The organism is Pseudomonas taiwanensis DSM 21245 (genome assembly GCF_000425785.1).
Lineage (GTDB): Bacteria > Pseudomonadota > Gammaproteobacteria > Pseudomonadales > Pseudomonadaceae > Aquipseudomonas > Aquipseudomonas taiwanensis.
Genome location: NZ_KE384450.1, coordinates 196,119 through 220,439, shown reverse-complemented (window position 1 = coordinate 220,439; position 24,321 = coordinate 196,119). Strand labels below are relative to the sequence as shown.

Sequence of the window (24,321 nt, the reverse complement as noted above, 5' to 3'; positions counted from 1 at the left end):
GTAGCTCCACCCTTCGGGGACCTTGGTACAGGCAGGCCGAGACATCCCCTCTTTTACATGCCGTAGCATCACCCTTCGGGGACCTCGGTACAGGCAGGCCGGGAATCCCCTCTTTTATTCGTGCAGCCTCACCTGCACGCGCCAACGTCCGGCGTCCTCTGCACCGGCCCACTCGCCGTGCAGGGGACGCGCGGCTACCAGGGTCAGCAGCAGCCCTTCATCACGCTTCTGTAAACGCCAGCCCACTGGCTTGCCCTGAAGGCTCAACTGGCCTCGCTGGGCTTTGCCCTCAGCCTCGAAAAGCAACGCGACCGTTCCCTCCACGTTCTCGCCATGCAGCTTGGGTTCTTCGTTGAACCACAGGTCCAGCCCGTCCTGCACCACCTCCACCTGCTCCAGCACACGCTGGTCAGGGGTGGTCAACTTACCGATCATCAGGCCGACCATCAGACCGATGATCGCCAACGAGAGCATCACCCGTGGGAAGCCTTTCGAACGCAGGTCCGGTTCAGGGGTAGAATGCTCGCCATCTTCACGCTTGGAGCCGTGCATGTTTCACGTCATCCTTTTTCAACCAGAAATTCCGCCGAATACCGGCAACATCATTCGCCTCTGTGCCAACAGCGGTTGCGACCTGCACCTGATCGAACCCATCAGCTTCGAGCTCGATGACAAGCGCCTGCGCCGGGCGGGGCTGGATTACCACGAGTATGCCACGCTCAAACGCCACGAGAGCCTGGCCGGATGCCTGGAGAGCCTCGGCAATCCCCGCTTGTTCGCCTTCACCACCAAAGGCTCGCACCCCTTTCACGAAGTGGCCTACCAGCCGGGCGATGCGTTCCTGTTCGGGCCCGAGAGCCGTGGGCTACCGGCCGAGGTGCTGGATAGCCTGCCAGCCGAACAACGCCTGCGCCTGCCGATGCGGCCTGGGTGCCGCAGCCTGAACCTGTCCAATACCGTGGCGGTGACGGTGTACGAGGCGTGGCGACAAAACGGGTTTGCCGGGAGTTGATCGACCACCTACGGCGTTCGGAGAACCATCGCAGTCCCTGCAGGCGCCGGCTTGCCGGCGATCAGCACGGCACGCGAATATAAAAAAAGGCGACCGAAGTCGCCTTTTTCGTGGGCAGCGATTACTGCACGGTCACTTCACCGGCTTCCTGCATACGCTGCATTTCTTGAGCGTACAGGGCGTCGAAGTTGACCGGCGACAGCATCAGCGCCGGGAACGAACCGCGGGTGACCAGGCTGTCCAGGGTCTCACGGGCATAAGGGAACAGGATGTTCGGGCAGAAAGCGCCCAGGGTGTGGCTCATGGACGCCGCATCCAGGTTCTTGATCAGGAAGATGCCGGCCTGCTGGACTTCAGCGATGAAGGCCACTTCTTCGCCGTTCTTCACGGTAACCGACAGGGTCAGCACCACTTCGTGGAAGTCGCCTTCCAGTGCCTTCTGCTTGGTGTTCAGGTCCAGGGCAACACTCGGCTCCCACTGCTGGCGGAAGATCTGCGGGCTTTTCGGGGCCTCGAACGACAGGTCACGCACATAGATGCGCTGCATGGAGAACTGAGGGCTGTTGTCTTCTGCTGCGCCGTTGGTCTGTTGGTCAGTCATGGCAGATCCTTATCCTAATGTTTTTGAATGCAATGCAAATCAGGCCGCCAGCAGCGCGTCGAGCTTGCCGGCACGCTCCAGGGCGTAGAGGTCATCGCATCCACCGACGTGGGTGCTGCCGATCCAGATCTGCGGCACCGAAGTACGGCCGGCCTTCTGGCTCATCTCGGCGCGTACCTGCGGCTTGCCGTCGACCTTGATTTCCTCGAACTCCACGCCTTTGCTCTCGAGCAGGTACTTGGCGCGCATGCAGTAGGGGCAGTAGTCGCTGGAATAGACGATGACGGGCTTCATATCACTTCACCAGGGGCAGGTTATCGGCTTTCCAGCTGGAAACGCCACCGCTGAGCTTGGCGGCTGTGTAACCAGCTTTGAGCAACTCGCGGCAGATGGTGCCGGACTGTTGGCCCATTGCATCGACGACGATCAGGGTCTTGGCCTTGTGCTTTTCCAGCTCGGTCATGCGGTTGACCAGTTTGTCCTGGGGGATGTTCAGCGCGCCGACGATGTGACCGGTGGAGTATTCCTTGGCCGGACGAATGTCGATGACCAGACCTTTTTCGGCGTTGACCAGTGCGGTCAACTGGCCGTTGCTCAGGCTCTGCCCGCCACGACGGATTTCGTTGACCAACAGGGCGACCAGCAAGACAACGAAGATCGCCACCAGGATGTAGTGGTTTGTCGCAAATTGAATCAGGTTAGCAACCATCTGGGGTGTTCCACGCGATTGAAAATGCCGGCCAGTATACACAGCCGCTTATGACCACCAAAGCCCGACGGGCCGGCGGCGAAGGCACTTTCATCCCGCACCATCGCCGCGCCGGTCGGGCAACGGGACGATTATTCGCCGTTGATGGCGCATTTGCCCTAAAATGCGTGTCTTTATCATCTTTGAACAACCGTGAGTTTGATTGATGACGAGCACGCCCAAACCCCTGGTCCTGATCATCCTGGATGGCTTCGGTCATAGCGAAAGCCCCGAATACAATGCCATCTATGCCGCCAACACCCCGGTCTACGACCGCCTGCGCGCCAGTCAGCCGCATGGTCTGATTTCCGGTTCCGGGATGGACGTCGGCCTGCCGGACGGGCAGATGGGCAACTCCGAAGTCGGTCACATGAACCTCGGCGCTGGCCGTGTCGTGTACCAGGACTTCACCCGCGTCACCAAAGCCATCCGCGACGGCGAGTTCTTCGAAAACCCCGTACTCACTGGCGCCGTGGACAAGGCTGCCGGTGCCGGCAAGGCGGTGCACATCCTCGGCCTGCTCTCCGACGGCGGCGTGCACAGCCACCAGGACCACCTGATCGCCATGGCCGAACTGGCCGCTCGACGTGGCGCTGAAAAAATCTACCTGCATGCCTTCCTGGACGGCCGTGACACTCCGCCGCGTAGCGCGCAGACCTCCATCGAGCTGCTCGACGCCACTTTCGCCAAGCTCGGCAAGGGCCGTATCGCCAGCCTGATCGGCCGCTACTACGCGATGGACCGTGACAACCGCTGGGACCGCGTCAGCGCCGCCTACAACCTGATCGTCGACAGCGTTGCCGAGTACACCGCAGACAGCGCCGTTGCTGGCCTGGAAGCCGCCTACGCCCGTGACGAAAGCGACGAGTTCGTCAAGGCCACGCGTATCGGCGAAGCGGTCAAGGTCGAAGATGGCGATGCCGTGATCTTCATGAACTTCCGTGCCGACCGCGCCCGCGAGCTGTCCCGGGTGTTCGTGGAGCCGGACTTCAACGAATTCCCTCGCGCCCGCCTGCCGAAACTGGCCGCCTACATCGGCCTGACGCAGTACTCGGCCAAAATCCCGGCACCCGCCGCCTTCGCCCCGGCCAGCCTGAACAACGTACTGGGCGAGTATCTGGCGAAACAGGGCAAGACCCAGCTGCGCATCGCCGAGACCGAGAAATACGCCCATGTGACCTTCTTCTTCTCGGGCGGCCGCGAAGAGCCGTTCGAAGGCGAAGAACGCATCCTGATTCCTTCGCCGAAGGTCGCCACCTACGACCTGCAACCGGAGATGAGCGCCCCCGAGGTCACCGACCGTATCGTCGAAGCCATCGAGCAGCAGCGCTATGACGTGATCGTGGTCAACTACGCGAACGGCGACATGGTCGGTCACACCGGCGTGTTCGAAGCAGCGGTCAAGGCGGTCGAGGCACTGGACGGCTGTGTCGGGCGCATTGTCGAGGCTCTGGATAAAGTCGGCGGCGAGGCGCTGATCACCGCCGACCACGGCAACGTCGAGCAAATGGAAGACGAGTGCACAGGCCAGGCGCACACCGCCCACACCACCGAGCCGGTACCGTTCATCTATGTCGGCAAGCGCAACGTCAAGGTCCGCGAAGGCGGCGTCCTGGCTGACGTGGCGCCGACCATGCTGAAGCTGCTTGGGCTGGAAAAGCCGGTGGAGATGACCGGCACCTCGATTCTGGTCGATGCCTGATCGACACCCAGGGGCTGCTTTGCGGCCCCCTGGCACATGAATTCCAGACAAACGCCTCTCTGCACCGGCAGTGAGGCGTTTTTTTTGCAGGCTTGCGCGGGCATACTAGGCCAGTCTCCATCCTTGGTACGCCCAACCTCATGCTTCGCGCCCTGATCCTCCTCGCCCTGTCTTGCCTGCTCAGCCCGGCCTTCGCCGACGAGCGCGCACAGACCCAGCAACAACTGGACGCCACCCGCCAGGACATCGCCGAGCTCAAGAAGATGCTGGGCAAGCTCCAGGAAGAAAAATCAGGCGTGCAAAAAGACCTCAAGAGCACCGAGACCGACATCGGCAACCTCGAAAAGCAGGTGGAGGCTCTGCAGCAAGAACTAAAAAAGACCGAGGGCGAGCTGGAGCGCCTTGATACCGAGAAAAAAAAACTCCAGAGCGCCCGCACTGAACAACAGCGACTGATTGCCATCCAGGCCCGTTCGGCCTACCAGAACGGTCGCGAGGAGTACCTCAAGCTGCTGCTCAACCAGCAGAACCCGGAGAAGTTCGCGCGCACCCTGACCTACTACGACTACCTGAGCAAGGCACGCATGGAGCAACTGCGCGCCTTCAACGAAACCCTGCGCCAACTGGCCAATGTCGAACAGGACATCGCTCGCCAGCAGGAACAATTGCTCACCCAGCGCGCCGACCTCGATACCCAGCGCCAGGCCCTGGAGGCTGAGCGCAGCAAGCGTCAGCAAGTGCTGGCCAAGCTCAACAGCGACATGAAGGACCGCGACCAGAAACTACAGGCCCGCGAGCAGGACCAGGCCGACCTGGCCAAGGTGCTCAAGACCATCGAGGAAACCTTGGCTCGCCAGGCCCGCGAGGCCGAGGAGGCGCGCAAGAAAGCCCTGCTGGCCCAGCAGGAAGCGGAAAAGCGCCGTCAGCAGGAGGCCCTGGCCGCCGCCCGCGAGCGCGACGATGCCGAGCCTGCGAAAAAGGCCCGCACCACCCTGGGCCCGATGGTGTCCAGCGATGGCGCAAGCTATGGCGGTGCATTTTCCGCCGCACGGGGAAAACTTCCATGGCCGGTCAATGGTCGATTGCTTGCACGCTTCGGCGATGCCCGAGGCAGCGATGCCCGGGCCAAGTGGGACGGCGTGATGATCAGCGCCAGCCCCGGGACCCAGGTCCGCGCCGTGCATGGCGGGCGCGTGGTGTTCGCCGACTGGTTGCGTGGCGCCGGACTTCTGGTCATTCTGGACCATGGCAATGGTTATCTGAGCTTGTACGGCCACAATCAAAGCCTGCTCAAGAGCGCCGGCGACATCGTCAAGGCCGGCGAGGCCATTTCCACCGTGGGTGACAGCGGTGGGCAGGACAGCGCAGGTTTGTACTTCGCCATCCGTCAGCAGGGTCGTCCTACCGACCCAGCCCAGTGGTGCCGAGGCTAGTTCACTTTTTTACGGCGCGGTGCCCGGCACCGCACCGATGCTCCCGCAGGGAGCGCCTACAGGATCAGGAGTTCGTTCGACATGCTGCACTCCCCACGTCTCACCCAGCTGGCCCTGACCATCGCCCTGGTGGTCGGCGCGCCCCTGGCCATCGCTGCCGAGCCGGCCAAGCCAGCCTCGGTACCGGCCACCGAAGTGACGGCCAAGGCGCCGTTGCCGCTGGAGGAGCTGCGTACCTTTGCCGAGGTCATGGACCGTATCAAGGCCGCATACGTCGAACCCGTGGACGACAAGACCCTGCTGGAGAACGCCATCAAGGGTATGCTCAGCAACCTCGACCCACACTCGGCCTACCTGGGCCCGGAAGACTTCCAGGAGCTGCAGGAAAGCACCAGCGGCGAATTCGGCGGCCTGGGCATCGAAGTCGGCCAGGAAGACGGTTTCATCAAGGTGGTCTCGCCCATCGACGACACCCCGGCCTCGCGCGCAGGCGTCCAGGCTGGCGACTTGATCGTGAAGATCAACGGCGCACCGACTCGCGGCCAGACCATGACCGAAGCCGTGGACAAGATGCGCGGTAAGGTTGGCGAAAAGATCACCCTGACCCTGGTTCGCGATGGCGGCAACCCATTCGATGTGACCCTCACCCGCGCGGTGATCCAGGTCAAGAGCGTGAAGAGCCAGCTGCTGGAAAACGATTACGGCTACATCCGTATCACCCAGTTCCAGGTCAAGACCGGCGACGAAGTGGGCAAGGCCCTGGCCAAGCTGCGCAAGGACAACGGCAAGAAACTGCGCGGCGTGGTGCTGGACCTGCGCAACAACCCAGGCGGCGTGCTGCAGTCTGCCGTGGAGGTGGCCGACCACTTCCTGACCAAGGGCCTGATCGTCTACACCAAGGGCCGCATCGCCAACTCCGAGCTGCGCTTCTCCGCCGACCCGGCCGACGCCAGCGAAGGCGTGCCGTTGGTGGTACTGATCAACGGCGGCAGCGCCTCGGCCTCGGAGATCGTCGCCGGTGCCCTTCAGGACCAGAAACGCGCCGTGCTGATGGGTACCGACAGTTTCGGCAAGGGCTCGGTGCAGACCGTATTGCCGCTGGCCAACGACCGTGCCTTGAAGCTCACCACCGCACTGTACTTCACCCCCAATGGCCGCTCGATCCAAGCCCAGGGTATCGTGCCGGACATCGAAGTGCGCCCGGCCAAGCTCACCGCAGAGGTCGACAATGACAACTTCAAGGAAGCCGACCTGCAAGGCCACCTGGGCAACGGTAACGGTGGCGCCGACCGTCCGACCGGTAGCGGCAAGCGCAAGGAGCGCCCGCAGGACAATGACTTCCAACTGAGCCAGGCGCTGAGCCTGCTCAAAGGTTTGAACATCACCTCGGGTAAATGATGCCCCCCATGCGGTACCTGTTGTTCTCACTGCTATGGCTGTTGGCCGGGGTCGCGCAAGCGGCACCGGCCGGCAAGGCCTACATCAGCATCATCATTGACGACCTAGGCCAGAGCAGCGAGCGCGACAGCCGCACCCTCGCCCTGCCCGGCCCGATCACCCTGGCCGTGATGCCCGATACGCCCCATGCCACCGACTTCGCCCGCCAGGCCCATAAGGCAGGCAAGACCGTCATCCTGCACATGCCCATGGATCCGGCCACCGGCCCCTATGCCTGGCACCCCGGCACCCCGTTGCCGGAACTGGCCAGTCGACTGGATGCAGCCCTGGCCAAAGTGCCCTATGCCGCCGGTCTCAACAACCACATGGGCAGCCGCATGACCGCCCAACGCGAGCCCATGACCTGGCTGATGGGCGAGCTGCAACGGCGCCATCTGTTCTTCGTCGACAGCCGCACCAGCGCCGCCACCGTGGCCGCAGCCGAGGCGCAGGCCCAGGACGTCGCGCATGTCTCGCGGGATGTGTTCCTGGATGACGTACGCACCGTGGAGGCGATCGAGGGACAGCTGCACCAGGCTGTCGCCTTGGCGCAGCGCCAAGGCTCGGCCGTGGTGATCGGGCATCCTTACCCACAGACCCTGCAAGTGCTCGAGCGCGAGCTGCCTCGCCTGAAGTCTGAAGGTGTTGTCCTGATTGGACTGCGCCAGATGATAAGCGTACGAAGCAACCAGGCCATGCCTGCCCATGGCAAGCATGGCCGCTACAGCAACCGCTGAGGCTTCAATCGAACGGGATGATGCCCTCGGCTTGCTCGAGGGTCAGCCTGCCACGATGGACCCGACGCCCCATCTGCGCGGCCTCCTGGCTACTCACGCGCCGCTGAGCCCAGGTTTTGAGGTGGCCTCGGGTGAAATCCCGCGCCGGCGAGTCCGCAGATCGCATGTGAAAATGCGCCACCCACAACGGCCTGCCAGACGCAGCGCCCGCCTGGGTGCGCATAATCTTGTACTCATCGAATGCACTGTCATTGCGCATGACCTGTCGCGGGCCCATGTACTGCACTCTCAGCAGCTGCTGAGAATGCAGGAAGCGAAGCGCCTCGGCGGTTGGATAACGCGTTTCGGTGTAGAGTTTGATCAGCTTCAGGTTCTTTTCCGCGCGCAGCTCGTCGGAGGCAGCCTCCAATGCCTTGATCAAACTGGTGCTAGCACCTTGCCTGGTCAACCAGTCCACCTCACGGCCTAGCTTATCGACTTGTTCATCGAACAGTTGCGCCAGCCGCGTTCCCTTGATGTCGCTTTTGACATATTCATCAGCCTTGCGCGAGAGCTGAGCATTTTCATCCAACAAGCGCTGCACGCGCATCGCCGAATCCGTCTCTTGCACCACCGGCTCGGCAGAGACTGGCTCTGAGTCGCGCTCTTGCCAACGGTCATTCACCCGATCGAAACGGGCCAGCAGCGTATCGCTGAATGGCTCCCGCACCTCCAGGACGTCCTGTCCGTTCTCCGAGATCACAGTGCCGATGAGTATCTGCCCCTTCCCGTTACGCACCACCCGTTGAGAGTTGGTGGTAGCCAGATAAGCTTTACGTTGGCTTGCCACGACGCCTTTCTCGGCCTCCTCGACGGCGTCCACCAGCCGTCGTCCTGCATCTGCCTTGAGTTTTTCCAGTTCGGTCCGGTAGCGGTCAAGCATCACGCCCCTGACCAAGGCACCACCTTCCCTGCCGATGCGCGCGCTGTTGAGCAGCGCCTCGGAGTAGCCATCCCAGGCATCCTGGAGAATGGTTATGCGGTCATCGACCGGCAGATTGGCGAAATCAAGCTCACCATGGGCACCGGCCACATTACGCAACTCATGCCCGGCCAATTCTTTCCGGTAACCACGCAAGATGTGCTGATCATTCACAGACCCCAGATTCAGCGCCAGGTCGGCCAGATTCAGGACATGGTGAAAGCGAAACTGCACCGTACTGAACTTTCGCTTGGGAATGAGTGAACCAGCGGTTCGAGTGACGGCTTCCATGCCGATGCTTATGACCAGATCGGCAGGAGCCTCGACCAGCAACACGTCGAGGTCCTCATAGGCGCTCAGAATACGATCCTGGACTGCCGCGACACGCTTGAGCTTGTCGAGATAGGCCAGGTACTGTTCTTGTACCTGCACCAGCGGCTGCCCTTCGACTGCCGCTTTGAGCGCCAACAACTCGGTGTAGTCAGCAAGGCTCCACAGTTCGTTGAGGATGAAGTCGCTGTAATAGATGAGGCTGCTCAGGACATTGTCCCTGTGTTGCTGGATCGCACTATCGAGTGCCTGGCTGCGGCTGTTGGAATACTTCGGTTCAAGCATGGCGTCGAGCTTGACCTTGATCTGCTTGTCTTTTTGCACGGCCACCTCAAGGTGAGGAACCGATTCATGGCGCTTGCTGAGCAGTTGCGCTTGCCATTGAGCGATCCGAGCGTCTTAGTGCTCGATGACAGCCTCGGTCGACTTGCGTTGGTCGGCTGAGCCTCCAGCCTCGAGCGTGGCCTGCGCACCTTGGCGAAGCGCCTTGAGCTTGTCGATCTTCTCCAGCAGTTCGGTGATGTCCAGACTGATCTGGCTGAAGGCACTGATCGCGACCTTGCCTTGACTATCGAGCGCTTCGACCGAGTGCCTGAGCGCTTCGAATTGAGCGGCAAGGTTCTTGCCCAAGCGACTGTTCTTCATGCCTCCGGCAAGGCGCAGCGTGCTATCCACTCGCCAGCCGCCATCCACATGGACTAACCAGGGCCCGTAACCGCCCTTGCCGTCGATTACCCGCACGCCCTGCGCCGTCACCTCCACAGGGTAGGCGTCTGCGCTCATGACGGCATAGAACTGCCCGTCGACAAGGTGCAGGCCCGCGGCACCTCCGCTGGCCTGCAGGCTGGAGGAATCGAACGCCACGCCCGAGCGCATGGCGCGCAACGCCTGGCGCTGAGTAGGTGGCAGCCAGTTGAAACCATGGTTGCCCCGCCAGGTGAAGTCCAGCTGGCGGTCGGGCAGCGCCCCCAGTGCACCGACCATCGCTACCGGCCCTTCTGAGGGCACCAGGGAAATCTCGCGAAACGCACCGCTCTGCGCGGCCAGCCCTTCAAGAGCCAATGCGTCAGGGATTTGCCCAAAACCTTCAGGCAAAGCGCCGGGTTGGCGTGCATGCAACAGGACCATTCCCAGATTCAGCAACAAATCGACCACGGCGGCAGACCGGTCGAAGTCACCTTCCTGTTCAAGGGCAAGCAAATCGTGATCGAGGGACGTTAGCAGTTGCACCATCCACGTCACGCTGGCCACAGGCCCGCGCAACACCAGCGTGACCACATCGAACAGCAGCCAAGCGCCTTGTGAAAGCGTTTCCCAGCGGCGCTCGGCATTGGAGGTGGACTGCTGGTCGGCCAGCTCTACCAGCAAATCACGGTTCGCGTCGTAAAGCTTGTTGTCCAGACTGGTATTCCAGAACACCGGCTGAAGGACTGGCGGAGCCGGTCGCTCGGGCAAGCTGGAAGGGTCCAGGCCGATGCTGGCGACATGCGGCTCGATGAAACCGCCGTTGTCGTAGATATGGCGAACCTGCGGCTGCAACCAGTCGAGTACGCTCGCTTGCAATCGCACGGACGTTTGCACGTGTTCCAGCAACTTCTCGAAGCTTGCATACTCACGCAGTGTGTCCTGCCTGTACAACGGACGATACAGCAGCACCCGCGTGGGCTCGGCGCAGAACAACACGTACATGCCACGCACCGTGTCATCGTGGCGGGACTGGGGCTGGCGCCTGAAGGTCAGTGGCATCAGGGTAATTCGTGGTGCGTCCGGATCGTCATGACCATTGCAGAAGTTGACGACACACTGCAGGCCAGTATCGGTGATCTTACCGTCCAGCTTGCCTTGCAGGGCGCTGAACCGCAGGGCATTGCGCCATTCCCGGCCAAACCGTTGGACACGCCGGTCCCGCTGCAGCGGATCATCCAGCACTTGCGCTACATAGCGAGGATAGGTGCCGCCGATGTCGACGCGCTCGACCAGTCGCCTGGCCGCTTCGGCGTTCAGCCACGCGGGTACTGTGGCCCCCTGTGCATGACGGATACGTATTACCGAGGCGTCCTTGAGCGAGCCAAGCTTGCCGATGGCATATTCGGTCAAGGTCTTTTCGCCCGCCCAGGCAAGAGGCTCGCCCCCACCGGCTCCTGTGGCCGATCCTCCGGGGATACCCGACGCGATGTAGAATTCAAGGAGCAGTTCATCCGGCGACATGGCATCGCCATGCTCCTTGAGCATTTGCTCGCTCAGTCGTTGGTGGGTGTAGTCGTGCAAGCTCATGACGCCATCCAGGGCAGCCACGCCTTCGGCATCCAAGTGGTCCACAGCGAGCTGCAGCAACGCATTGCGGTATTGGAACGTGTCATTGGCTGCGCTTGTCAGCAGCCCCGGTGGCGGTTTGACCGCAGGCGTGTCGTCCAGGTAGCTGATGAACCACTGCGCCGGGTCGCTCAGCTGGGCGAACAGCTGTTCCAGCGCCGGCACATCGGCCAAGCGCCCGTAGCGCACCCTTTGGACCCGTTCGAACATCTGCTCCAGCAACTGCACCACTTGTTGCGCCGCGACATTGCCCTCCACCCTGTATCGCTGCCAGCTCATGGCATCGAAGCTGTAGCGCTGCGCCAGTTCATTGCGCAGGGCCACGGCAAACGCCTTCATCGAGGCGAAACTGCTCACCTGCCCAGAAGGCGCGCACCATAGGATGACCTCCCGCTCATCCCACTCGCCGGTGACCAGCAGATGACCCAAGGTTTCGTTCACGCTACGCGAGCCTGTGGATAACTCGACCTGCACGAAGCTCACGTCAGGCTGATCGCCACCACCGCGAATCAGCCCTCGTATGCACGCCTGCTCCTGGGCATCCAGGCCTTGCAATGGCAACCCACGCAATAGCGCGGTCTTCAACAGCAACTGCATCCAGCTGTCTCGGCTGCTTGCACCACTGCCGACACCGTTCCAATAGTCGAGCTGAGCCTGGCAGAAATGTTGCGGCAATCGCTCGATCAGCTCGTCGAGCGCCGGGCCTAGGTCCGGCAACTGGCGGGTGTCGTACGCGCTGCTGGAACCGGCGAAGCGATAAGGTGCGATCAGCCCGAGGTTATGATGGCGCCCATCAAGCGGTTGCAGGTCGATGGACTGGGTCTGGAGCATGGCCTGCAGAACGCGCTCGACCAACGGTTGGGTGTTCCAGTACGGGGTCGATGGGTCTGGACTGTCCAACGTCAATGGGTCGGCGGACGACAATGCAGGCTGTACGGATGCCAGCCACGGCAGCTCGGCAAGCAGCAGTTTGAGCAGTTGTTCGCTCGCGACCTGGCGCAGCGTCGGGCGATCGCCGAACTGCCGGGCAGCGGCGCGTTGAAAGTCGAATGTCGGGGTGTCGAAACTGGGCATGCCCTTGGCCTCCTGGTGAGTGGACCGGAAGCCTTGCGCGCAGGGTCGCGCCTGCGGTGCTACTTATTGCAAGCACCGACAAAAAGCCCTGCTATTGCAGCAGGGCTTTTTCATACGCATCAGCTGTAGACGCGTCCCAGCAATTGCCGATGGCTCTCGAACTGATCGAGCACATCACGCACGATCTGATCAGGCGCGAAGCCCATCAGGTCGTACTCCTGACTGCCATCGTGCAGGTAGACCTCGGCACGGTAGAAGCGTTGGCGCACTTGCGGTTCGCCCTCCACGGGGGCCTCGCTCGGCGCGGCCAGGTAGCCATCCAGGCTCACTTCATAGACGAACGGGTTGCCCTCTTCCATCATCACCCGCAGACCCATCATGTTGCGCGACTGGCCTACACGGGTTTCCACGTCGAAGCCAAGGCTCTGCAGCTGTGTGGCCGCCTCTTTCAGCGCCGGGCTGACCTGCTTGTCCATGAAGCGCTGAACCACCGCTTGGGTCGGCTGCAGATCCAGCTGAGTCAAGCGCTCGCTGAAACCGCGACGGCCGCGGGCTGCCAGCTCGGCGCGCTCGTTTTCAACCGCAACGTCCTGCTTCATGGCCTTGTACAGGCCGAACATGAACAGCACCAGCACCACCGAGAATGGCAGGCCTGCCAGAACCACCATGGTCTGCATGGCCTCGAAGTTACCCGCGAACAGCAGACCGATGGTTACCAGGGTGATGACCACCGACCAGAACACCACCATCCAGTGCGGGGCGTCTTCATCGACCTTGCCGCCTTTGCACGACAGGTTGGCCATCATCACCGCGCCGGAGTCGGCTGGGGTGAGGAACAGCACGAAGCCAACGAACACCGCCACACCGATCACGATCTTGGCCGCAGGGAAGTATTCCAGCAGCTGGTAGATCGACATCGACGGCTGTTCCAGCGCGGTCTTGCCCAATTCCACGGCACCCTGGTTGATCACCAGGTCCAGCGCAGTGTTGCCGAAGATCGACAGCCAGGCCAGGGTGAAGCCCAGTGGAATCAACAGTACACCGCTGACCAGCTGACGCACGGTACGGCCCTTGGAAATACGGGCGATGAACATGCCGACGAATGGACCCCAGGAAATCCACCAGGCCCAGTAGAACACGGTCCACAGGCCCAACCAGCGCTCGGACTTGCCCGCTTCGCCTTCATAGACGTACAGGTCGAACGTCTTCAGCACGATGCCATTGAGGTAGTCGCCAATGTTTTGCACGAAGCCATTGAGCAGGTGCAGGGTCTGGCCACCCAGCAGAACGAAGATCAGCAGGCCGCTGAACAGCATGATGTTCAGGTTCGACAGGCGGCGGATACCGTTCTCGACACCCGATACCGCAGCGACGGTAGCAACGCCGGCCATCACCAGGATCACCATCAGCAGGTTGGTCTGGCTGTGTTGCATGCCGAACAGGTACTCCAGGCCCGACGATACCTGCATCGCGCCGATACCCAGGTTGGTCACCAGACCCAGCAGGGTGACGAACATCCCGAAGATGTCCACGGCATTGCCGGCAGCGCCCTTGACCCAACGCTCACCGACCAGCGGGAACAGTGCCGAGCGCAATGCCAGCGGCTGGTTGTGACGGTAGGCGAAGTAACCCACGGCCAGGCCGACCAGCGCATAGATCGCCCAGCCATGCAGGCCCCAGTGCAGGAAGGTCAGCTGCAAGCCCTGGCGCGCGGCTTCGAGACTGGCTGGCGTACCTTCCGGCGGGTTGAAGTAGTGGTCCAGCGGCTCGGAAGCGCCGAAGTACAGCAGCGAAATGCCGATACCCGAAGAGAACAGCATGCCGGCCCAGGCGCCGTAGCTGAAGTCGGGCTGATCGTCCTTGCCACCGAGCTTGAGTTTTCCGAAATCGGAGAAAGCCAGGTAAACGACGAACAGCAGGTAACCGCAGATCACCAGCATGTAGTACCAACCGAAGGTACGGGTGAGCCATTTCTGGGCTACGCCCAGTACTTGGCCGGCGGTTTCGGGTACAGCGATCAGCAAGGCAGTCAGAACAAGGACCAACAGCGCGGAGGTGTAGAACACCACGCGATTGACCCGCACCCTCTCGGCGGGGGGTTTGGTAAGGGAGGCAGAACTCATTGCACGAATGCTCCGGGCAGTGCGGCTGTGGAGGCTAATCAGTCTTTTCCCGCGCAATTGGTGCAATAGCCCCACTGCGTCAGGTGTTATAAAAGCACCCTGGAAACCGTGATCCCGAATCGAAACGTTGCAAAAAACCAGACAGGTGGTCCGTGTCCGACTGTGCACTCACCCTGAAAGTGCGCGCATTGGTCACAGAGCACACCGCCCGCTCCAAGGGCCTGCCGCAGGTCGTCGACCGTCTGGCAGAATCTGTCTTTCGCTTCGCTCTAGCCCGTCAACGCCTTGTATTCCGGGGGTTACACGATTTCCTGGGGTGTCGATTCGTGCCTTCTCGACCGTGTGAAATACTGTCAATGGCACAAATTGTCGCAGAGCTTATTCTTTATTGATTGAACGTTCAATCAAAACAAAATAGACTGGCCTTCGCCGAGTCAGCCGCCCGTCGTCTGCTCGCAGGCCTGAGGAGATAGCAAGATGCCCAAGGTCGGTATGCAACCCATCCGCCGCCAGCAGTTGATCGAAGCCACGTTACAGGCGGTCGATCAGGTCGGCCTGGGGGACGCCAGCATTGCGCTGATTGCCCGTTTGGCCGGGGTGTCGAACGGCATCATCAGTCACTACTTTCGGGACAAGAACGGCCTGATCGCAGCGACGATGGGTTACATCATGAGCATGCTCAACGAAGGCGTGAGGGCGCGTCGCCAGTCACTGACCGACGACAGCCCGCGAGCCCACCTGAAAGTGATCATCGAGGGCAACTTCGATGCCAGCCAGGTGAACGGCCCGGCGATGAAAACCTGGTTGGCCTTTTGGGCTTCCAGCATGCACCAGCCCGATTTGCACAGGTTGCAGCGGATCAATGACCACCGCTTGTACTCCAACCTGTGCTGCCAGTTCCGCCGCGCCCTGCCGCTCTACCATGCGCGCAAGGCAGCCCGCGGCCTGGCGGCCCTGATCGACGGCTTGTGGCTGCGTGGAGCACTGTCGGGTGACGCATTCGACACCGATCAGGCGATACGGATTGCTTACGAATACATGGATCTACAACTGGCTAAACAGCACACCCTGGGCACTGACGACCAGGCCGCTGAACAACCGCGCACGGCACTTGCCAACCCGGCAGGAGCGTGACGCGAAAGCCAACCACACACTGCACTTGCGAGGACACTATGGCCCGTTTCGGAACGCAAAAACTCTACATTGATGGTGGTTATGTCGACGCCGGCAGCGATGCCACTTTCGAAGCCATCAACCCGGCCACTGGCGAAGTCCTCGCCTACGTACAGCGCGCTACCCAGGCTGACGTCGAAAAAGCCGTGGAAAGCGCCGAGCGCGGCCAGAAAGTCTGGGCTGCCATGACCGCCATGCAGCGCTCGCGCATCCTGCGCCGCGCCGTCGACATCCTGCGCGAGCGCAACGACGAACTGGCCATGCTGGAAACCCTGGACACCGGCAAGTCGTACTCCGAAACCCGCTACGTCGATATCGTCACCGGCGCCGACGTCCTGGAGTACTACGCTGGCCTGGTACCGGCCATCGAAGGCGAGCAGATTCCGCTGCGTGAATCCTCCTTCGTCTATACCCGCCGCGAGCCACTGGGCGTAACCGTCGGTATCGGCGCCTGGAACTACCCGATCCAGATCGCCCTGTGGAAATCCGCGCCAGCCCTGGCTGCCGGCAACGCGATGATCTTCAAGCCTTCGGAAGTCACTTCGCTGACCACGCTGAAACTGGCCGAGATCTACACCGAAGCCGGCCTGCCGGATGGCGTATTCAACGTCCTGACCGGTAGCGGCCGTGAAGTCGGCACCTGGCTGACCGAGCACCCACGCATCGAGAAAGTCTCCTTCACCGGCGGCACCACCACCGGCAAGAAGGTCATGGCCAGCGCCTCCAGCTCCTCGCTGAAGGAAGTGACCATGGAACTGGGCGGCAAGTCGCCGCTGATCATCTGCGCCGACGCCGACCTGGACAAGGCCGCCGACATCGCCATGATGGCCAACTTCTACAGCTCGGGCCAGGTGTGCACCAACGGCACCCGCGTGTTCATCCCAGCCGAACTCAAGGCAGCCTTCGAAGCCAAGATCGTCGAGCGCGTGGCCCGTATCCGTGCTGGCAACCCAGAAGACGAAAACACCAACTTCGGTCCGCTGGTCAGCTTCCCGCACATGGAGAGCGTCCTGGGCTACATCGCCAAGGGCAAGGAAGAAGGTGCCCGCGTTCTGTGCGGCGGTGAGCGTCTGACCCAAGGCGACTTCGCCAAGGGCGCCTTCGTGGCCCCGACCGTCTTCACCGACTGCACCGACGACATGACCATCGTCAAGGAAGAAATCTTCGGCCCGGTGATGAGCATCCTCACCTACGAGACCGAAGAAGAAGTCATCCGCCGCGCCAACGACACCGAATACGGCCTGGCCGCTGGCGTGTGCACCAACGACATCAGCCGCGCCCACCGCATCATCCACAAGCTCGAAGCCGGTATCTGCTGGATCAACGCCTGGGGTGAATCGCCGGCGGAAATGCCGGTCGGTGGCTACAAGCAGTCGGGCGTCGGCCGTGAGAACGGCGTCAGCTCGCTGGCTCAATACACTCGCATCAAGTCGGTCCAGGTCGAGCTGGGCGGCTACAACTCGGTTTTCTGAACCCTGTCTAGCCACGCCCGTGCCAATGAGCACGGGCGTTTCCGCTCCCTGATCACCGCCAACACGAGGGTACTTCCATGTCCCAAGAATTCGATTACATCATCGTCGGTGCCGGCTCGGCCGGTAACACCCTGGCCGCCCGCCTGACCGAAGACGCCGGCGTCACCGTACTGCTGCTGGAAGCCGGTGGCCCCGACTACCGCTTCGACTTCCGCACCCAGATGCCAGCCGCCTTGGCCTTCCCACTGCAGGGCCGCCGCTACAACTGGGCCTACGAGACCGATCCAGAGCCGCACATGGATGGCCGCCGCATGGAATGTGGTCGTGGCAAGGGCCTGGGTGGCTCCTCGCTGATCAACGGCATGTGCTACATCCGCGGTAACGCCATGGACTTCGACGGCTGGGCAGAACTGCCAGGCCTGGAAGACTGGACCTACCTGGACTGCCTGCCGTACTTCCGCAAGGCAGAAACTCGCGACATCGGCCCGAACGACTACCACGGCGGCGAAGGCCCGGTCAGCGTCACCACGCCCAAGGCCGGCAACAACCCGCTGTTCCACGCCATGGTCGAAGCCGGTGTGCAAGCTGGCTACCCACGCACCGAAGACCTCAACGGCTACCAGCAGGAAGGCTTCGGTCCGATGGACCGTACCGTGACCAAGAAAGGCCGCCGTTCGAGCACCGCCCGAGGCTACCTGGACCAGGCCAAGAAGCGTCCGAACCTGACCATCGTCACCCATGCCCTGACCGACCGCGTGCTGTTCGACGGCAAGCGCGCCATCGGCGTGACTTACCTGGTCGGCGACAGCGAAGAGCGCGTCGAAGCCCGCGCCCGCAAGGAAGTCATCGTCAGCTCCGGCGCCATCGCCTCGCCACAGCTGCTGCAGCGCTCCGGCGTGGGCCCGCGCGCCCTGCTGGAAAGCCTCGACATCCCGGTCGTGCACGACCTGCCTGGCGTTGGCGAGAACCTGCAGGACCACCTCGAGTTGTACCTGCAGTACGCCTGCACCCAGCCAGTCTCGCTGTACCCGTCGCTGCTGTGGTGGAACCAGCCGGCCATCGGCGCCGAATGGATGTTCAACGGCACCGGTATCGGCGCCAGCAACCAGTTCGAGGCGGGCGGTTTCATCCGTACTCGCCCTGAGTTCAAGTGGCCGAACATTCAGTACCACTTCCTGCCGGTCGCGATTAACTACAACGGTTCCAACGGGGTCAAGGAGCACGGCTTCCAGGCACACATGGGCTCCATGCGTTCGCCTAGCCGTGGCCGCATCAAGCTCAAGTCCAAAGACCCACGCCAGCACCCAAGCATCCTGTTCAACTACATGGCCACCGAGCAGGACTGGCAGGAATTCCGTGACGGTATCCGCCTGACCCGCGAGATCATGGCCCAGCCGGCACTCGACCCGTACCGTGGCCGCGAGATCAGCCCGGGCGCGCACGTGCAGACGGACGAAGAACTGGACAAGTTCATCCGCGAGCACGCCGAAACCGCCTTCCACCCGTCCTGCTCGTGCAAGATGGGCACCGACGACATGGCGGTGGTCGATGGCGAAGGCCGAGTGCATGGCATGCAAGGCCTGCGTGTGGTCGATGCGTCGATCATGCCGATCATCATCACCGGCAACCTCAACGCCACCACGATCATGATCGCCGAGAAGATCTCGGACAAGATCCGTGGCCGCAAGCCACTGCCGCGCAGCACCGCCAAGTACTACGTGGCCAATGGTGCACCGGTGAAGGGCAAGCCGATGCGCGAGGTGAAGCAGGCATGAACCTGCCCCGGCCTCTTCGCGGGTGAACCCGCGAAAGAGCCCACCCCTGCAACACCAGAAAAGGCACCCTGCGCGGTGCCTTTTTTTCATCTGCGGAAACGCTTTACAGCCTGCTAATTCATCAGGTTAGAATCAGTTGGCACGCGACCTGCTAGTTCATTCTCGCAAGTCCCTTCTCTCGCGATGTCCCGGAGTACCTGCCTTTGGATGCAAGCACCATCAACAGCCTGTTCCTGATCGGCGCATTGCTGGTGGGCGCAAGTATTCTGGTCAGCTCGCTATCTTCGCGCCTGGGCATCCCCATCCTGGTCATCATCCTCGCCGTCGGCATGGTCGCGGGCGTGGACGGTGGCGGCATCATCTTCAACAACTACCCGACCGCCTACCTGGTGGGTAACCTGGCATTGGCCGTGATCCTGCTCGATGGCGGCCTGCGTACACGGGTGGCGAGCTTCCGCGTAGCCCTGTGGCCGGCCCTGTCGCTGGCCACCGTCGGCGTGCTGATCACCACCGGCCTGACGGGCATGGTCGCTGCCTGGCTGTTCGACCTGAACCTGATCCAGGGCCTGCTGATCGGCGCCATCGTTGGCTCCACAGACGCCGCGGCGGTGTTCTCGCTGCTGGGCGGCAAGGGCCTGAACGAGCGGGTGACGGCGACGCTGGAGATCGAGTCGGGCAGCAACGACCCCATGGCGGTGTTTCTCACCGTCACCCTGATCGACATGATCGCCAGCGGCCAGACTGGCCTGCACTGGAGCCTGCTGACCCACCTGATCCGCGAGTTCGGTATCGGTGGCCTGCTGGGCCTGGGCGGTGGCTGGCTGATGCTGCAACTGGTCAACCGCATCAACCTGGCCGGTGGCCTGTACCCGATCCTCGTGGTGGCAGGCGGCCTGGTGGTGTTCTCGCTGACCAACGCCCTGCATGGCAGCGGCTTCCTCGCCGTCTACCTGTGCGGCCTGGTGCTGGGCAACAAACCCATTCGCAGCCGCCACGGCATTCTGCACATGCTCGACGGCATGGCCTGGCTGGCGCAGATCGGCATGTTCCTGGTCCTGGGCCTGCTGGTAACCCCTCATGACCTGCTCCCCATCGCCCTGCCTGCACTTGGCCTTGCGCTGTGGATGATCCTGGTGGCCCGCCCGCTTTCGGTAGTGGCCAGCCTGCTGCCATTCAAGGCCTTCCATGGCCGCGAGAAGGCCTTCATCTCGTGGGTCGGCCTGCGCGGCGCGGTACCCATCATCCTGGCGGTGTTTCCGCTCATGGCGGGCTTGCCGGACGCCCAGCTGTTCTTCAACCTGGCCTTCTTCATCGTCCTGGTGTCGCTGCTGGTCCAAGGCACCAGCCTGCCGTGGATGGCCAAGCTGCTCAAGGTCACCGTACCGCCAGACCCTGCGCCGATTTCCCGCTCCGCACTGGAGGTGCACCTCACCAGCGAGTGGGAGTTGTTCGTCTATCGCCTGGGCGCCGAGAAATGGTGCATCGGCGCCGCCCTGCGTGAGCTGAAGATGCCCGAAGGCACGCGCATCGCCGCATTGTTCAGGGGCGAGCAGTTGCTGCACCCCTCCGGGAGCACCGTGCTGGAAGTCGGCGACATGCTCTGCGTGATTGGCCATGAACATAACCTTCCAGCCCTGGGCAAATTGTTCAGCCAGGCGCCGCAGCGCGGCCTCGACCTGCGCTTCTTCGGCGACTTCGTCCTCGAAGGCGATGCCGAACTGGGTGCGGTGGCGGCGCTTTACGGCCTGAAACTCGATGGTCTCGACGCAAAAATGCCACTGGCGCAGTTCATCCGACAGAAGGTCGGAGGCGCTCCAGTAGTAGGCGACCAGGTCGAATGGCATGGCACCATCTGGACCGTCGCGACCATGGACGGGAACAATGTCCAGAAAGTCGGCGTCAGATTCCCCGAAGGAACCCGACCCGGCCCGGGCTTGTTCCTCTAAACTCCGATTCTGCCCGATCCACAATGTAGTCTGCCTATGTCCCTGCGCGCGCACCTTCGCGCAGCCCTGCTCGGGCTGTGCCTGTCCCTCTCGTTCGCGGCCACCGCGGCCGAGGTCCCGACCACCGCCAGCATCCAGAACAGCCTCGACAAGATCGCCGAGCGCAAATTGCCCGAGGCCGAACAGAAGGCCCTGCAGCAGGTTCTCGAACAGACCCTGAGCCTGCTGGCCAGCAAGGAAGACAGCGAGAAGAAGCTCACTGCGCTGAAGCAACAACTGGCCACAGCGCCGAAAGAAACCACCGACAGCCAACGCGAACTGGCCAAGCTCAAGGACAGCAAGCCACTGCCGGTGGCCCAGCGCTATGCCAACTTCACAGTGCCTCAGCTTGAACAACTGCTCAGCGAGCGCAGCACCCAACAAGGCGAGTTGCAAAAGGCCTTGTCCGAAGCCAACAGCCTGATCATCAGTTCGCAGACCCGGCCGGAGCGGGCCCAGGCCGAAATCAGCAACAACCAGACCCGCACCCAGCAGATCAACAGCAGCCTCAAGAACGGCAAGGACAACGGCAAGCCACTCAACGCCGACCAACGCAACCAGCTCAACGCCGAGCTGGCATCGCTCAATGCCCTGACCCTGCTGCGTCGCCAGGAGCTGGCCGGCAACGGCTTGCTGCAAGACCTGGGCAACGCCCGGCACGACCTGTTGATCGAACGCGCAGCGCGCCTTGAGCAGGAAATCCAGGACCTGCAGACGCTGATCAACGACAAGCGCCTGGCCCAGTCCCAGCAGACCGTCACCCAGCAGTCGATCGAGGCGCAGAAGGCTGGCGGCAGCACCTTGTTGGCCAACGAGAGTGCCGCCAACCTCAAGCTCTCCGACTATCTGCTCAAGAGCACCGACCGCCTCAACGAGCTGACCCAGCAGAACCTGCGCACCAAACAGCAACTCGACAGCCTGACCCAGGCCGACCAAGCCCTGGATGAACAGATCAACGTGCTCAAGGGCAGCCTGCTGCTGTCGAAGATCCTCTACAAGCAGAAGCAGGCACTGCCGCACCTGAAGCTCGACCGCGACCTGGCCGACCAGATCGCCGACATTCGCCTGTACCAGTTCGAGATCAACCAGCAACGCGAGCAGATGAGCAGCCCGGTGAGCTATGTCGACAAGCTGCTGGCCAACCAGCCGCCGGACGACGTCACCCCGCAACTGCGCAAGGCCCTGCTGGAAGTGGCGATCACCCGCAGCGACCTGCTCGAACGCTTGAACCGCGAACTGTCGGCGTTGCTCAATGAGTCGATCACCCTGCAACTGAACCAGAAGCAGTTGCTCAGCACCGCACAAGGGCTGCGCACCACCCTCGAAGAGCAGATGTTCTGGATTCCCAGCAACAAGCCGCTGGATTGGGACTGGCTGCGCTACGTACCCGAGCGCTTCACCGCTCAGGTTGCCAGCCTGCCCTGGGGGTCGGGCCTCAAGGAGCTGGCCGACGGCTTGGGCCAGCGACCGCTGTTGTTCCTGCCATTGCTGCTGGTGATTGGCGGGCTGCTGTGGCGACGCAAGTACCTCTACCAGCGCCTGGGCAAGGTGCATCAGGACATCGGCCACTTCCGCCGCGACAGCCAGTGGCACACGCCGCAGGCCATCCTTATCAACATCCTCCTTGCCATGCCAGTCAGCTTGGGCCTGGCCTTGTGCAGCTATGCCTTGCAGATCGATGCACGTGGTCAGAACGCCAACCTCGGCGCGGCGCTGTGGCAGCTGGCACAGGCGTGGCTTGTGTTCTACACCGCCTACCGCATCCTCGCCCCGGGTGGCGTGGCGGAAATTCACTTCCGCTGGTACAAGCCGCAGGTCGAGTTCCTGCGGGGCTGGGTGCGCCGCCTGGGCTCCGTGGTGCTGGCTTTGGTCGGTGTGGTGGCGGTCGCCGAGCACCAGCCCTCGGCACTGGCCGACGATGTGCTAGGCATCGGCGTGGTGCTGGCGTGCTACGCACTGATGGCCTGGTTGCTCAGCCGCCTGCTGCTGAGTAGCCCTGCTCACCGCGACACGTCGCTGTTCCGCAAGGCCGTCGGGGTTGCCTTCACCGCCCTGCCCATCGCCTTGTTCGTGGCGGTGTGCTTCGGCTACTACTACACCGCCCTGAAGCTTACCGATCGCCTGATCTACACCCTGTACCTGCTGCTGTTCTGGCTGGTGATCGAAGCCGCCTTCGTGCGCGGCCTGTCGGTTGCCGCGCGGCGCCTGGCGTACCAGCGTGCCCTGAGCAAACGTGCGGCGGCCAAGGAGGGCCTCGATGGCGAGGTCGTCACCGAAGAGCCGACCCTGGATATCGAACAGGTCAACCAGCAGTCCCTGCGCCTGATCCGACTGGCCTTGCTCGGTGGTTTCATCGCCGGCCTGTACTGGGTTTGGGCAGACCTCATCTCGGTGTTCGCATACCTGAACAACTTCACCTTGTACGAATACACCAGCGGCACCGGCGCCAACGCCAGCATGGTGCCCATCAGCCTGGGCGACCTGCTGGGCGCGCTGGTGATCGTGGGCATTACCTTCGCCCTCGCCCGCAACCTGCCCGGTTTGCTGGAGGTGCTGGTACTGTCACGCCTGAACCTGGCGCAAGGCAGTGCCTATGCCACCACCACGCTGCTGTCGTACACCATTGTCGGCGTCGGTATCGTGACTACGCTGTCGACCCTTGGCGTGAGCTGGGACAAGCTGCAATGGCTGGTGGCGGCGCTGTCGGTTGGCTTGGGCTTCGGCATGCAGGAAATCTTCGCCAACTTCATCTCCGGCATCATGATCCTGTTCGAGCGCCCGGTACGAATCGGCGACACCATCACCATCGGCAATCTGTCCGGCACGGTGAGCAAGATCCGCATCCGCGCCACCACCATCACCGACTTCGACCGCAAGGACATCATCGTCCCCAACAAGACCTTCATCACCGGCCAGCTGATCAACTGGTCGCTGACGGACACGGTCACCCGGGTAACCCTGAAGCTGGGTATCGACTACGGTTCGGACCTGGACCTGGTCCGTGAGATTCTGCTCAAGGGCGCCCATGAGAACCCGCGGGTACTCAAGGACCCTGAGCCGATCGTGTACTTCCTCAACTTCGGCGAAAGCTCGCTCGACCACGAACTGCGCATGCATGTGCGCGACCTGGGCGACCGCAACCCGACCCTGGATGAGATCAACCGCTACATCAACCGTGAGTTCAAGGCACACAACATCAAGATCTCGGTACGCCAGGTCGAGGTGTTCCTGATAGATCCCAAGGGTGGCAAGCAGCAGCTGATTCCGATGGAGCAACCGAAACCGGATGGAGCTCAACCGGCCTGAGTGGGTTCGAATCCTTTATGCTGTGCACAATCCCTGCGAGGGCGATGCCCTCGATCACAGGCGATCCCGCTCCTGCAACTGCCCTGTGGGGAGCAGGCTCGCCAGCGATTGGGCCGTGAAGCGGCCCCAGGCACCCCAC

The 24,321-nt window shown here is 62.3% G+C and carries 17 protein-coding genes; 10 read left to right on the top strand and 7 right to left on the bottom strand.

Translation table 11 applies throughout. The annotated features are described in order from the left end of the window. Positions 1–114: 114 nt before the first annotated feature. Positions 115–552: a hypothetical protein gene (locus H620_RS0119950; RefSeq protein WP_027907927.1), complete on the bottom strand. Its 438-nt coding sequence runs from the start codon at positions 550–552 to the stop codon at positions 115–117. Between H620_RS0119950 and trmL the strand changes: the two genes are divergently transcribed. Next, the gene (gene trmL, locus H620_RS0119945; RefSeq protein ID WP_013974580.1) at positions 551–1,012 is read left to right on the top strand and encodes a tRNA (uridine(34)/cytosine(34)/5-carboxymethylaminomethyluridine(34)-2'-O)-methyltransferase TrmL; all 462 of its coding nucleotides are present in this window, start codon (positions 551–553) and stop codon (positions 1,010–1,012) included. The genes H620_RS0119950 and trmL overlap by 2 nt on opposite strands. 121 nt (positions 1,013–1,133) lie before the next feature. Here the strand turns inward: trmL and secB are convergent, their stop codons facing one another. Genes secB through H620_RS0119930 form a run of 3 tightly spaced genes read right to left on the bottom strand, consistent with a single transcriptional unit; the run spans position 1,134 to position 2,322 of the window. Next, the gene (secB, locus tag H620_RS0119940; protein ID WP_027907926.1) at positions 1,134–1,613 is read right to left on the bottom strand and encodes a protein-export chaperone SecB; all 480 of its coding nucleotides are present in this window, start codon (positions 1,611–1,613) and stop codon (positions 1,134–1,136) included. Between the two features lie 39 nt (positions 1,614–1,652). Further along, positions 1,653–1,907 carry a glutaredoxin 3 gene (gene grxC, locus H620_RS0119935; RefSeq protein WP_023378271.1) on the bottom strand — a complete coding sequence of 85 codons (255 nt, stop codon included), beginning with the start codon at positions 1,905–1,907 and terminating at the stop codon, positions 1,653–1,655. 1 nt (position 1,908) lies between these two features. Continuing rightward, the gene (locus H620_RS0119930) at positions 1,909–2,322 is read right to left on the bottom strand and encodes a rhodanese-like domain-containing protein (protein ID WP_023378270.1); all 414 of its coding nucleotides are present in this window, start codon (positions 2,320–2,322) and stop codon (positions 1,909–1,911) included. Positions 2,323–2,527: 205 nt separating this feature from the next. Between H620_RS0119930 and gpmI the strand changes: the two genes are divergently transcribed. The 4 genes from gpmI (at position 2,528) to H620_RS0119910 (ending at position 7,670) form a co-directional block, all read left to right on the top strand. Then, positions 2,528–4,063: a 2,3-bisphosphoglycerate-independent phosphoglycerate mutase gene (gene gpmI, locus H620_RS0119925; RefSeq protein ID WP_023378269.1), complete on the top strand. Its 1,536-nt coding sequence runs from the start codon at positions 2,528–2,530 to the stop codon at positions 4,061–4,063. Between the two features lie 140 nt (positions 4,064–4,203). Further along, positions 4,204–5,496, top strand: coding sequence for a murein hydrolase activator EnvC family protein (locus H620_RS0119920; protein WP_027907925.1), 1,293 nt, complete (start codon positions 4,204–4,206; stop codon positions 5,494–5,496). An 81-nt stretch (positions 5,497–5,577) separates the two neighbouring features. Further along, positions 5,578–6,894 carry a S41 family peptidase gene (locus H620_RS0119915; protein ID WP_023378266.1) on the top strand — a complete coding sequence of 439 codons (1,317 nt, stop codon included), beginning with the start codon at positions 5,578–5,580 and terminating at the stop codon, positions 6,892–6,894. An 8-nt stretch (positions 6,895–6,902) separates the two neighbouring features. After that, positions 6,903–7,670 (top strand): divergent polysaccharide deacetylase family protein, encoded by a 768-nt coding sequence (locus H620_RS0119910; protein WP_023378265.1) that lies wholly within the window; start codon positions 6,903–6,905, stop codon positions 7,668–7,670. A gap of 4 nt (positions 7,671–7,674) precedes the next feature. Here H620_RS0119910 and H620_RS27515 read toward each other — a convergent pair whose 3' ends face one another. The 3 genes from H620_RS27515 to H620_RS0119900 form a co-directional block, all read right to left on the bottom strand. Continuing rightward, entirely contained in the window at positions 7,675–9,285 is a 1,611-nt protein-coding gene (locus H620_RS27515) for a hypothetical protein (protein WP_244880976.1), read from the bottom strand. Positions 9,286–9,360: 75 nt separating this feature from the next. Continuing rightward, positions 9,361–12,348 (bottom strand): dermonecrotic toxin domain-containing protein, encoded by a 2,988-nt coding sequence (locus tag H620_RS27510; RefSeq protein WP_244880975.1) that lies wholly within the window; start codon positions 12,346–12,348, stop codon positions 9,361–9,363. Positions 12,349–12,467: 119 nt separating this feature from the next. Further along, positions 12,468–14,471 carry a BCCT family transporter gene (locus H620_RS0119900; RefSeq protein ID WP_027907924.1) on the bottom strand — a complete coding sequence of 668 codons (2,004 nt, stop codon included), beginning with the start codon at positions 14,469–14,471 and terminating at the stop codon, positions 12,468–12,470. A 477-nt stretch (positions 14,472–14,948) separates the two neighbouring features. Here H620_RS0119900 and betI point away from each other — a divergent pair, with 477 nt between their 5' ends. From betI to mscK, 5 genes are all read left to right on the top strand, one after another. Further along, positions 14,949–15,605 carry a transcriptional regulator BetI gene (betI, locus tag H620_RS0119895; protein WP_023378262.1) on the top strand — a complete coding sequence of 219 codons (657 nt, stop codon included), beginning with the start codon at positions 14,949–14,951 and terminating at the stop codon, positions 15,603–15,605. 38 nt (positions 15,606–15,643) lie between these two features. Beyond that, on the top strand, positions 15,644–17,116 hold the full coding sequence (gene betB, locus H620_RS0119890) for a betaine-aldehyde dehydrogenase (protein ID WP_023378261.1): 1,473 nt from the start codon (positions 15,644–15,646) through the stop codon (positions 17,114–17,116). A 77-nt stretch (positions 17,117–17,193) separates the two neighbouring features. Next, positions 17,194–18,891, top strand: coding sequence for a choline dehydrogenase (gene betA / locus H620_RS0119885; RefSeq protein ID WP_023378260.1), 1,698 nt, complete (start codon positions 17,194–17,196; stop codon positions 18,889–18,891). Positions 18,892–19,094: 203 nt separating this feature from the next. Next, positions 19,095–20,837, top strand: coding sequence for a potassium/proton antiporter (locus tag H620_RS0119880; RefSeq protein WP_027907923.1), 1,743 nt, complete (start codon positions 19,095–19,097; stop codon positions 20,835–20,837). A gap of 36 nt (positions 20,838–20,873) precedes the next feature. After that, complete coding sequence (gene mscK / locus H620_RS0119875) at positions 20,874–24,182, top strand: mechanosensitive channel MscK (protein ID WP_027907922.1); 3,309 nt, start codon at positions 20,874–20,876, stop codon at positions 24,180–24,182. Positions 24,183–24,321: the final 139 nt, after the last annotated feature.